The 11,798-nt window shown below is 69.1% G+C and carries 11 protein-coding genes; 8 read left to right on the forward strand and 3 right to left on the reverse strand.

The annotated features are described in order from the left end of the window. Positions 1–1,748 (reverse strand): fumarate reductase/succinate dehydrogenase flavoprotein subunit (locus AC07DO_RS21190; RefSeq protein ID WP_479061631.1); only part of this gene is annotated, 1,748 nt, incomplete at its 3' end. Beyond that, positions 1,749–2,450, reverse strand: a complete 702-nt coding sequence (locus tag AC07DO_RS21195) for a succinate dehydrogenase (protein WP_479061632.1) — start codon at positions 2,448–2,450, stop codon at positions 1,749–1,751. It abuts the gene before it with no gap. Positions 2,451–2,811: 361 nt separating this feature from the next. Here AC07DO_RS21195 and AC07DO_RS21200 point away from each other — a divergent pair, with 361 nt between their 5' ends. The 4 genes from AC07DO_RS21200 (at position 2,812) to AC07DO_RS21215 (ending at position 6,706) form a co-directional block, all read left to right on the forward strand. Beyond that, entirely contained in the window at positions 2,812–3,531 is a 720-nt protein-coding gene (locus AC07DO_RS21200; RefSeq protein WP_479061633.1) for a response regulator transcription factor, read from the forward strand. Between the two features lie 146 nt (positions 3,532–3,677). Then, on the forward strand, positions 3,678–4,295 hold the full coding sequence (locus tag AC07DO_RS21205) for an NADPH-dependent FMN reductase (protein WP_479061634.1): 618 nt from the start codon (positions 3,678–3,680) through the stop codon (positions 4,293–4,295). 86 nt (positions 4,296–4,381) lie between these two features. Further along, the gene (locus AC07DO_RS21210) at positions 4,382–5,659 is read left to right on the forward strand and encodes a DegT/DnrJ/EryC1/StrS aminotransferase family protein (protein ID WP_479061636.1); all 1,278 of its coding nucleotides are present in this window, start codon (positions 4,382–4,384) and stop codon (positions 5,657–5,659) included. Between the two features lie 60 nt (positions 5,660–5,719). Next, entirely contained in the window at positions 5,720–6,706 is a 987-nt protein-coding gene (locus AC07DO_RS21215) for an ornithine cyclodeaminase family protein (RefSeq protein WP_479061637.1), read from the forward strand. Between the two features lie 54 nt (positions 6,707–6,760). Here AC07DO_RS21215 and AC07DO_RS21220 read toward each other — a convergent pair whose 3' ends face one another. Then, complete coding sequence (locus tag AC07DO_RS21220) at positions 6,761–8,092, reverse strand: cation:dicarboxylate symporter family transporter (protein ID WP_479061639.1); 1,332 nt, start codon at positions 8,090–8,092, stop codon at positions 6,761–6,763. A 388-nt stretch (positions 8,093–8,480) separates the two neighbouring features. On the opposite strand from AC07DO_RS21220, the gene AC07DO_RS21225 reads away from it, so the two are divergent. The 4 genes from AC07DO_RS21225 to AC07DO_RS21240 are packed head-to-tail and all read left to right on the forward strand — an operon-like array spanning position 8,481 to position 11,788. Then, positions 8,481–9,176 (forward strand): response regulator transcription factor, encoded by a 696-nt coding sequence (locus AC07DO_RS21225; protein ID WP_479061640.1) that lies wholly within the window; start codon positions 8,481–8,483, stop codon positions 9,174–9,176. A gap of 18 nt (positions 9,177–9,194) precedes the next feature. After that, complete coding sequence (locus AC07DO_RS21230; protein ID WP_479061642.1) at positions 9,195–10,658, forward strand: sensor histidine kinase; 1,464 nt, start codon at positions 9,195–9,197, stop codon at positions 10,656–10,658. Further along, entirely contained in the window at positions 10,655–11,278 is a 624-nt protein-coding gene (locus AC07DO_RS21235; RefSeq protein WP_479061644.1) for a helix-turn-helix transcriptional regulator, read from the forward strand. The genes AC07DO_RS21230 and AC07DO_RS21235 overlap by 4 nt, the downstream gene beginning before the upstream one ends. 27 nt (positions 11,279–11,305) lie before the next feature. Next, positions 11,306–11,788: a hypothetical protein gene (locus AC07DO_RS21240; protein ID WP_479061646.1), complete on the forward strand. Its 483-nt coding sequence runs from the start codon at positions 11,306–11,308 to the stop codon at positions 11,786–11,788. The last annotated feature ends 10 nt before the right edge of the window (positions 11,789–11,798 follow it).

The raw sequence follows: 11,798 nt of genomic DNA on the forward strand, positions 1-11,798 counted from the left end.
AGGCACATCAGCTCGGCGAGCTCGAGGTAGTCGATGATGCGGTTGGCCTTCTCCAGCGACTGGTTGAACTCCTCCCCGCTGCCGGGCACCTTGATGCGGCGCCAGAACTCCTCGCGGATCTGCGGGATGCGCTCCAGCGCCTTGCGCAGCCCGGACTCGGTGCGGGCCATGCCGCAGAACTCCCACATCACCTCGCCCACCTCGCGGTGGAAGGAGTCCGGGGTGCGGTCCCCGTCCACGGCCAGCAGCCGCGCGATCCGCTGTGACGTTTCGTCCAGCACCTCGCGCACCACGGGATGCTCGGCGGAGACCGGATCGGTGTCAGGGTTGCGGGCGAGGTAGTCGTTGATGGTGGAGGGCAGCACGAAGTAGCCGTCGGCCAGGCCCTGCATCAGCGCGCTGGCGCCCAGCCGGTTGGCGCCGTGGTCGGAGAAGTTGGCCTCCCCGATCGCGAACAGGCCCGGCACGGTGGTCTGCAGGTCGTAGTCCACCCACAGCCCGCCCATCGTGTAGTGCACGGCCGGATAGATCCGCATCGGCACCTCGTACGGGTTCTCCGCGGTGATCCGCTCGTACATGTCGAAGAGGTTGCCGTACTTCTCCTTGACCTTCTTCTTGCCCATGCGCTCAATGGCGTCGGCGAAGTCGAGGTAGACGCCCTGGCCGCCCGGGCCCACCCCGCGCCCCTCGTCGCACACGTTCTTCGCGGCCCGCGAGGCGATGTCGCGGGGCACCAGGTTGCCGAAGGCGGGGTAGATGCGCTCCAGGTAGTAGTCCCGCTCGTCCTCGGGGATCTGGTTGGCCGGACGGTCATCGCCCTTGGCCCTGGGCACCCAGATCCGGCCGTCGTTGCGCAGCGACTCACTCATCAGCGTCAGCTTCGACTGATGATCCCCGGTGCGCGGGATGCAGGTGGGGTGGATCTGCGTGAAGCAGGGGTTGGCGAAGTACGCGCCGCGCCGGTGGGCCCGCCACACCGCGGTGGCATTGGAGTTCATCGCGTTGGTGGAGAGGTAGAAGACGTTGCCGTAGCCGCCCGAGGCCAAAACCACGGCGTCCGCGAAGTAGGTGTCGATCTTCCCGGTGATCAGGTCACGGGCCACGATGCCGCGCGCCCGCCCGTCCACCACGATCAGATCGAGCATCTCGGTGCGCGGGTGCATCTCCACATTGCCCGCCGCGATCTGCCGGCTCAGCGCCTGATAGGCGCCCAGCAGCAGCTGCTGCCCCGTCTGCCCCCGCGCGTAAAACGTGCGCGAGACCTGCACACCGCCGAACGAGCGGGTGTCCAGCAGGCCGCCGTACTCGCGGGCGAAGGGCACGCCCTGCGCCACACACTGGTCGATGATCTCCACCGAGAGCTGCGCCAGACGGTGCACATTGGACTCCCGCGCCCGGAAGTCGCCGCCCTTGACGGTGTCGTAGAACAGCCGGTGCACCGAGTCACCGTCGTTGCGGTAGTTCTTCGCCGCGTTGATACCGCCCTGCGCGGCGATCGAATGCGCCCGGCGCGGGGAGTCCTGGTAGCAGAACTGCACCACGTGGTAGCCCTGTTCGGCCAGCGTCGCGCCCGCGGAACCGCCCGCCAGACCCGTCCCGACCACGATCACCGTGTGCTTGCGCCGGTTGGCCGGATTCACCAGCTTCGCCTCGAAACGCCGGGTGTCCCACCGCTCCGCGATCGGCCCGGCCGGAGCCTTGCCATCGACGACCGGCTCACCGGTCACATACTCAGCAAAGGCGCTCATCTAGCTCACCACTCCGGTCATGACACCTACGGGGACAGAAATGAAGCCGACCGTCAGCACGAGCGCGAGCCCGTTGGCGACGGCCTTCAGGGAGCGGTCGCGGACCCGGCTGCCGACGCCCAGCGTCTGCGCGGCACTCCACAGTCCGTGCCGGACGTGCATCCCCATGGCGAGCATCGCGGTGATGTAGATGGCGTTGCCGTACCAGGTGGAGAACGTGTCCACGACGTTGTTGTACGGCTTGCCCTCCTCGAAGCCCGGGTGCACGGTGCCGGTCGTGATGTCCAGGATGTGCCAGACGATGAAGAGGCCGAGGATGACCCCGCCCCAGCGCATGGTGCGCGTGGCGTAGCTGGTGCGCGGCTTCTTGTGGACGTACTGGGTGGGGCGCGCCTTGATGTCGCGGCGGCTCAGCTGGTACGCCGAGACGCCGTGCGCCACCACGGAGGCGAGGAGGACCACGCGCGCGATCCACAGACCCCACTCACGGTGGAGGACCGGCTCTCCCATGACTCGCAACCAGTGCCCGTAGGCGTCGAAGCCGGCCGCGCCGAAGTAGATCTTTACGTTGGCCACCATGTGCACCACGAGGTAAGCGATCATCAGCAGACCGCTCACGGCCATGACCGCCTTCTTGCCTACCGTCGAGCCCCAGACCGTACGGGCCGTCGACGTGCTCGTTGTACGAGTCACCAGAGTCATGGGGCCGGATGCTATGCCCACGCATCGCGAGTGCACCAACAGTAGAAACGCATGCTTTCCATAGGTGATGCCTATGGAGGACACTCTTCGCGCGAGGGTCGCCCGGCTTGACTGGCCGCGTTTCAGGGGCAGTTGAGGTAGATCGACGGGTCACCCCGGAGGTCCGCCGGGGGAGGGGCCGGTCGTGATCGTGGACAAGAACTCACACAGACCTGACGTTCCTCATACATGCACGTGCATCGATTTAACTCAGTGCTCCTAGCCTGAGTGCTCGCCCAATCCCTCATCGGGCGGCGGCACTTCACGTGCCACGCAGGCCTCTTGTCTCTTCACCGTGCAGTGGAGCGTAAGGAGCACAGCCATGACCATCACCGCCATGTCCCCCGTACGGGCCCTTCCCCGTACCCAGGCCGTTCATCCGCCGATCAGCACCCGGACCCGCCTCCCGTTCCACGTCGCCCTCGACTCGGCACGCCACGACGTGTCCCTCGTGTACGGGCCCCAGGCACTGAGCCCCCTGACGATCCGCCAGGACAAGCTGGCCCTGACGAGCCTGCTGCAGCGCTGGGTGCGCGTGCGCGCCGTCTGGGACGAGGAGGCGCTGTCCTCACCGCACCTCGAGTCCTACCTCTCGTGGCAGGCCGGATCGGGTGTCCTGATCCGCACCACCGAGAAGACCCAGGTCACGTTCGCCCTGCTGGACAGCAGGACCTCGGTCGTCGTCCAGTCCGCCGACTCCGGCAACGGGGTCGACGGAGCCGTCACGGAGTCCGAGTGCGCCGAGACCACCGGAATGCTCCACTACCTCTTCCACGACCTGTGGGAGAACGCCAGCCCGCGGCGCTCCTGCGGCCACGCCCCCGACGACCGCCAGGCGCTGGACGTGCTCCTGCTGCTCGCCCGCGGCTACACCGACGAGCAGATCGCCGCCTCGCTCGGGGTCTCCAAGCGGACCGTGAGCCGCGCCGTCACCAGGGTGATGCAGGAGCTCAACGCCCAGAGCCGGTTCGAGGCAGGGGCCCTCGCCGCGCGCCGGGGGTGGCTCAAGGGCGTGGGCACGTCGTCCCGTACGAAGCTCTGAGCGCGCCGCCGGTTTGTGACACGAGCCGTCCGTGAGTGGCCACAGATCTTTTGCTCGCGACGTGATTCGGCCATCCTCACCACGTCGCACCGGCCGCCCCGGTCTCTCGGAACTCCATCCAGCGGCACACGGAAAGGCTTGAACCGTTGAGTCAGACGCAGCGCCCCGTGGTCCTGCTGGTGAGCGGAAGTCCCACCAGCGGATCCCACACCACGGCCACGGTCGAGGCCGCGAGCAGGATGCTGGCCGACCTCGGTGCGGACCCCTCGGTGTGGGACCTCGCGTCGCAGCCGCTGCCGATCGTCGATCCGAGCCGGCACGGTGACACGGACTCCTACGCCGACCCCTACGCCCGCAAGTTCACTCAACTGGCGGGCGAGGCCGACGCGTTCGTGATCGCGTCACCGATGTACCACGGCTCCTTCAGTGGAGTGGTGAAGAACGCCCTGGACCACCTGGACGTCTCCCCGCTCGCCGCCAAGCCCACCGCGCTCGTGGCGCACGGGGCCAACCTCTCCGCCGTGCAGGTCTGTGACGCGCTGCGGACCGTGGTGCGCGCGCTGCGGGGCATCGCCCTGCCGGAACAGCTGGCGACCGTACCCGCCGACTTCGAACGGAGCGCGGACGGCCGACGGGTCCTGCGCGGCGCCCTCGCACGGCAGCGGCTGCACGACCTGTGCTCCGCCCTCGTCGTGACCGCGGAGCGGTTGCGCGCGCCGGCGCCCACCCCTCGCCCGGGGCCGTCCCACGCCTCCCGCGTCTGACGGTCCGCGAGGCCTCCGGGTCCTGCGCGGCGCCCGGCCCGCCCAGGTGGCCGGACCCCCGCTCAACCACACCCTTTGGAGACGCCATGACCATCGGAGACATACCCAAGCTGGGTGCCTTCCGCAAGCCCGGCAAGGAGTACGTCGTCCCCTATCTGCCGGTCGGCAGCGTCGTGGGAGACCGTGAGATCGCGGCGGTGACCCGCGTGCTCCGCTCCGGCGAGACGCTGTCGGGCGGGGGCCGCCGGGAGGAGTTCGAGCGGAACTTCCGGGACTACGTCGGCGCGCCGTTCGCGATGAGCACGACGAGCGGGACCGTCACCCTGGAGCTGGCCATCCACCTGCTCGGCCTGCGCCCCGGCGACGAGGTGATCGTCACCCCGCAGACCTACCAGGCGTCCATCCAGCCGCTCCTCCAGTACCCCGACGTCGAGGTGACGTTCTGCGACGTCAGGCAGGACACCCTCAACATGGACCCGAGGTGCCTGGAACGGCTGATCGGCCCGAAGACCCGCGCCGTCATCCTGGTGCACTACGGCGGCCACCCCGCGGACATGCACGAGATCATGGACATCGCGCGGGCCCACGACGCTCTCGTCATCGAGGACTCCGCCCACGCGCTGGGCAGCGTCTACCACGGAGCGCGCCCCGGCGCCCTCGCCGACATCGGCTGCTTCAGCTTCCACTCGAGCAAGAACATCACCACCCTCGGCGAGGGCGGCATGCTGACGTTCTCCGACCCGGAGTGGGCGGAGCGCGTCGACCGGCTCCGCGGCAACGAGGTCGACGGCAGCTTCCTGCCCCGGCGCCACACCTTCGGCGACTCCAAGGAGAACCTGCCCGGCGGCCTCTACCCCGGCAACGCCTACACCCACGACCTCGTCGCGCTGCGCAAACACGGCACCAACGCGACGCTCCCCGAGGCGGCCGCCGCCATGGGCACGAGCCAACTCCGCGCCCTGCCCGGCATGGTGGAGCGCCGGCGCGCCATCGCCGCCCGCCTGCGGGAGACGCTCGGCGGGTTCCGCGGTCTCGTCGAGGCGCCCGAGGCGCCCGACGGCGTCATCCACTCCCAGCACCTGTTCACGTTCTTCGTCCGGGAGGGCACGGACGGGATCAACCGCCACCGGCTCCTGCACGAACTCGACCACCGGGGCGTCCAGGTCCCGCTGCGCTACTTCCCCCTGCACCTGCTGCCCGAGTGGCGCGCACGCGGTCATCGCTACGGAGAGTGCCCCACGGCCGAGCGGGTCTGGTTCCACGAGCAGGTCAACCTGCCCTGCCACCCCGGCCTCTCCGTCCGCCAGGTCGACCTGCTCTGCGACCTCCTTGAGGAATCGCTCCGTGCGGCCTGCACCCACTGAGGCAGTCCCCACCCACCGACACCCCGCGGGCCCCGGCCCGACTCCCCGAGGAGGCCGCACGTGCTGAGACTCCTGGACGCGCAGACCGTGCGGCGCGTGCTGCCCGTGCCGGACCTGACGTCCGCCATCGGCACCCTGTTCGCCCGGCAGAGTGCCGGAAGCGATGAGTTCCCGCGGAGCGCCGTCGGCACCGAGGACGGTGACCTCCTGCTGATGCCGGCGGTCTACGGGTCGACCCTGGCGGTCAAGCTCATCACGCTGTTCGACCGGGCCCCGGTGCTGGGGCTGCCCACCGTGCAGGGTTTGGTCGCCGTCTTCGACGCGCGGACCGGAACCCCCACCGCAGTCGTCGACGCGCAGGCACTGACCGAGATCCGCACGGCGGCGGTCACCTCCCTGGCCACCGACGTACTGGCGCGCGAGGACGCCGCCACCCTGGCCGTCATCGGAGCCGGCGCCCAGGCGCGCAGCCACCTCGAGGGGCTGGCCCCCCTCCGCGCCTGGCGCGAGGTGCGCCTGCACAGCCGCGACGCCGGGCGGGCCCACCGCCTCGCCGAATGGGCCCGCACCTCCGGCCCCGGCCTCGACGTCACCGTCTGTTCCCGGGCCGAGGACGCGGTGCGCGACGCGGACGTGATCTGCACGGTCACGTCCTCTCCCGATCCGCTCTTCCCCGACGAGGCCGTGGCGAAGGAAGGGGTGCACATCAGCGCGGTCGGCGCGTACGGAAGCCGGCGGCGGGAGCTGCCCTCCGGGCTCGTCGCCCGTTCGACCCTGTTCGTCGAGTCCGCCGCGGCCGTGCTGCGCGAAGCCGGTGACGTGGCGATCCCCATCGCGGAGGGTGTGCTTCCGCCCGCGCCGACGCTCGTCGAGCTGTCGGAACCGCTGTCGGGGAGGCACCCGGGGCGGCGCTCCGGGCGGGAGACGACGCTCTTCAAATCCGTGGGCGTCCCGATCGAGGACGCGTTCACCTGTGACCTCCTCCGCGCCAGGGCGATCGAGCAGGGCGCGGGAACCGACATCGCCTTCAGCGCCCCGGCGCGCTGACGCCCCCACCACTCCCCGCCCCCGGCGGCCGCCCTTCACCGGGCGGCCGCCTTTTCAGTCCACGAACCGGATGTCGACGACCTTGGGGTCGTCCTCCGAGCGGTCGGGGTCGGCGGGGCGGGAGGCGGACAGCACGTGATTGAGCCGGGCGACGTCCAACTGGCCCACCCAGTTGGCTATCACCAGGGTGGCCACGGCGTTGCAGACGAGGTTGGTGACGGCGCGCGCCTCCGACATGACCCGGTCGATGCCGACCAGCAGCGCGATCCCGCCCAGCGACGGCGTGTGCGTGATGGACACGATGGCCACCAGGGTGAGCAGTCCCGAACCCGTCACGCCCACCGCGGTCTTGGAGACGACCAGGGCAAGGGCCAGGAAGACCATCTGCTCACCGAAGGTCAGCCCGTCCCCCGTCATCTGCGCGATGTACGTCGCCGACAGGGTCAAGTAGAGACACGTGCCCACCAGATGCAGCGAGTAGCCGCTCGCCAGCAGGGGCGCCCCGGTCTCCCGGGGCACACCGGCCAGTTCGAGCTTGCGCAGTACGCGCGGGAACGCGGGCTCCGACGACGAGGTGCCGAGCACGATCAGCAGCTCGTGGCGGAGGAACCGGATCAGCCGCAGCAGGGAGAAGCCGTTGAGCCGGGCCACCAGGGCGAGCCCGCCGAACAGCACGACGGCGCAGGCGAGATAGAAGGCGATGACCAGGAAGAGGAGTCCGCGCAGCGGCACGAGCCCGAACCTGCTGATGGTGTAGGCGGCACCGCCGAACGCCGCCAGGGGCGCGCCCGCCGCCAGGATCCGCACCGCCTGGAAGAGCACGTACCCCACCCGGTCGACCAGATCGACCAGCGGAGCGCCGCGCTCACCGGACCGCAGGAGGGCCACGCCGAAGAGAACGGCCACGACGAGCACATGGAGGGGATTGCCCCGGAGGAAAGCAGAAATTAGGCTGCTCGGGACGACACTGTCGAGCCCCAGTCCGTTGCTCCAGTTCAGCTCGGCCTGGTGGCGGAGCGGTCCCAGCTCTTCCGGGTCGATCGGGTGGGAGCTCCCCAGCGGGAGCAGACCCAGCAGGTCTCCGACGACGAGACCGCCCACGAGCGCGACGGTGGTCGCCAACTCGAAGTAGACGAAAGCCTTGAGGGAGAGCTGCCCGAGTCCTCGGCTACTGCCGATCGAAGCGATGCCGCTGAGTACGGTCACGAAGATGATGGGGGTGACCAGAAGCGTCATCAGGGATATATAGGCGTCCGACAGAAAACGCATCCGCGCGGCGTTCGCCGGGTCGACCAGACCGAAGAGCACCCCGGCCAGTAAGCCGCACAGCACCCATAGCGTCAGCCGCCCTTCCGCTCTGTTCCGACGCGGATCCTTCCCCGTCATCCGTTCCCCTCCACAGGATCACGCCGATTATAGGCTCGGCGCCCATAATCCGGCGTCGATGACGACGAAGCGGCAATCCCTTCCCCCTGTGAACACCGTATCAGCCAGGGTGAGTTGTGCGACTATGCGCACTGTGCGGCGAGCGGTTCACCGGCCGCGCCGCCGGGGCGGACCGACGTATCGGCTGTAGACGCCCGAGGGCGGACAACGCCCGCATCGGATAGTCGTCACGGTAAGTCGTCACAGTAAGTGGCCGAGTGAATGTGATCTCCCCTAAACGGGCCTGTAGAACAGCCATCCGCGACCTAAGATGACTGCGCGATCTCAAACGATGGACGGCACAAGCAGGTCGCCGCCGTCAAGATGCCACTTACCGCCAGGGGGAGCTGTGAAGGCACTGCTCGTTGAAGACGATCCGCATGTCGCCGAGGCCTTGATCGAGAGTCTCGAGCAACGGGGGTGGGACGTCGAACACGCGAGTGACGGCAGGTCAGCGGTGGAGGCGGTGCCGAACTGGGACATCATCCTGCTCGACCTCAATCTGCCCGACGTCGACGGCCTCGAAGTGTGTCAGCGCCTGCGCGCCAACCATTCCGTACCGCTCATCGCCGTCACGGCACGCTCCGATCAGATGGACAAAGTCCTCTGTCTGCGTCTCGGTGCCGACGACTACATAGTCAAGCCTTACCACCTACAGGAGTTGCTGGCCCGAATGACGGCGGTCATCCGCCGGAGCGAGCCGCAGCAATTGCCGCAGAATGAACCACAGAGCAATGCCGTGAAGACGCGCACACATATTTCGCACGGCCCTCTCACCATTGACCAGTGGTCGCGTTCCGTGACGGTCGACGGCCGCGAACTTCCCCTTACGCGTAAAGAATTCGAGCTGCTGAGTCTGCTCTCCGCGTCCCCGGGCCGTGTATTCACCCGCGAGCAACTCTCCGAGGCCGTCTGGTCGACATCCTGGGTCGGCGCCTCACGTACTTTGGACACACATGTAGCCGCCGTTCGGCGCAAGTTGGGCGATCCCGGATGGATCAGAACACATCGAGGCGTGGGCTTCAGCTTTGAGTCGAAGCACTGAGTCCGAGAGCCAATTTCAGTGCACATACGTACTTTGCACGTCGCGGTGGCCACCGCGCTCTCCTGCGCGGTCATGACCTTCTCCCTGGCTCTTGCCGGGGTTCTGTACGAGAAGGCGGCCGACCAGGAGGCGGAATCACGGTTGATGCAGGTCATGGTGAAAGCCCAGGGCGAGTTGTCGGGGCGCTTAGGAGATGCTCCCGCGGCCCGCATCCGGCAGCGGCTCGAGGAGCTCGGCGCGGAGTCCGACGCCGATCTCCACCTCCGCACGCCCGACGGAAAGGTGCTGGGCTCCACCGCGCAGTCACCCTCGGTGACCAAGGAGTTGAAGAAGCGGCTCGCCAGGCCCGTGAAGGGGCCTGACGTCGAGGTCGTACCGCCGGAACGGCTGCGTGCGCGCGGCTCGGGTCCTTCGGTGTGGGCGACGTGGTGGCCGGAGGAGTCCGGCCGCTCGGTGCTGTGGGCCACACAGACCTCCGACGGCCCGCGGAACGACGTGCTGACGGTGTGGGGGGTGCTCCTGGTCGCCTGGCCGTTCTGCCTGGCGCTGTGCGTCCTGCCCGTCGTCGCCGTGCGGCACCGCACGCACGCCGCGTCCAGGAAACTGGGCGAGACGCTGCGCGCCCTGTCGCAGGGGGAGTTCCACGCGCGGGTCGAACCGCTCGCCGCCGGTCATGAGCTGAACCAACTCAGGCACCGGACGAACGAACTGGCCGGCACGGTCCAGTCCACCCTGGAGCGGCACCGGACCTTCCTGGCCGACGTGGCCCACCAGTTGCGCAACCCGATGGTGGCGCTGCGCCTGCGCGTGGAGAACCTGAGGCCCTATCTCCCCGACTCGGCCGTCGAGCGGCAGGCCCGCATCCTCTCCGACGTGGACCGGCTCCACCGGACGCTGACCGACATGCTGGAACACGCGCGGTCCATGCCGTCCGACCACACGGCCCAGGTGGTCAACGTCTGCGAAGTGGTGGAGGAGTGCGTCCGCGGCTGGGCCTCCGTGGCGGAGCAGAACTCCGTCCAGCTGAAGGTGAGCATGCCGCGGCAGGCCTGGGCGCTGAGCCGCTCCGGCGCCGTCGAGCAGGCCCTGCACGTCCTGCTCGACAACGCGCTCAAGTACTCCCCGGAGAACAGCGTCATCAGGATCAACGTCCTGACCGACAACAAGCTGCTCACCGTCCAAGTGCGCGACCAGGGGCCGGGTCTGACCGGCCGGAAGCCGGCGGAGGCGCCGCGCGGCGGAACCGGCGGAGCGCCCTCCAAGCCGGGCGGCATCGGCCTGTCCATAGCCCGCAAGCTCATCGAGTCCTCCGGAGGACGCCTCAACCTCTCTCCAGGGGAACCGGAAGGGCTGCTGGCCGAACTGCACCTGCTCGGAGCCGTGCCGACCCCGGATCCGGAGAGTGCCGACACCGCCCTGCCGCCGCCGTCCAGCACACGCACAAGTCCGGGAACGCAACCGGCCGAAGGGGCCACAAGGTGAAGATCTCAGAAATCATCCTCGATTCCCTGCCGGACCAGGGCGACACGACGCGGATCGCCCGTCGGCTGATCGAAGAACCCGGGCAGGACATCTTCTGCTACTGGAACCGTCCCCTCCTCGACGACCCGGTCCTGCGGCTCCTGGGCGACGACGAACGGCCCTCCTCGCTGCGGATCGTCCTCCCCATGGCGCGCACCCCGTCGTCGGACTCGCCGCACACCGGGTGGCGGCAGGGCGGCGCCGAGGTGAGGGAGCACGACAGGCTCCCCCCGGGCGCCCTGCTCCTCACCACCGAGGGCGCCCTGCTCACCACGAGGTCGTCCGGGGACCCCGCCTGGGCGCACACCGACACCCCCGGCGTCGTCACGGCGCTGCGCACCATGGCCGGCCGGCTGTGGGAACGCGCGGAGCCCGTCACGCCGCAGGACCTGCACCCCACCGAGACCGAACGGCAGATCCTCGCCATGCTGATGCAGGGGCTGACCGACCGGGCCATCTCGCGGCACCTGGAGACCTCCGACCGGACGGTGCGGCGCACGGTCGCCCAGCTGATGGAACGGCTCAACGCACAGAGCCGGTTCGAAGCGGGGGTGCGGGCGGTTGAGCGTCACTGGATCTGATGCGGTCGGCGAGAGGACCCCTAGGACATGAGCACTTCATTTCGACGTCTGCTCCTGGCGCTGCTCGCGGTCTCGGGCGCGGCGGTGGGCGGGTGGGCCTACTTCGCCCCCCGTAACTGGTACGACACGTTCCCCGGCTTCGGTCATCACTGGCTGCCCGTGCTCGGCCCGTTCAACGAGCATCTGGTCAAGGACGTCGGGGCCATGTACCTGGCCCTCGCCGCGCTGAGCGCGGTGGCGGCACTGCGGGTGGAGAACGTCCTCGCCGTACAGCTCGCGGGGCTTGCCTGGCTGGTCTTCAGCGTCCCGCACCTGATCTACCACCTTCAGCACCTGGACATGTACACGGGCGTGGACAAGGTCCTGAACGTGGTCTCCCTGAGCCTGTTCGTCCTCGCGGGCGCGGCGCTGCTCCTGCCGGGCGGCGCGAAGGGCCGCGGCGACGGGAAGGGCGAGGAGAAGAGCAGGGGCGAGGGCGCCGGGGGAGGAGTCCGGGCGCTGGGCAGTTGAGGTCCACCGC

Source organism: Streptomyces sp. NPDC045678, from assembly GCF_056432085.1.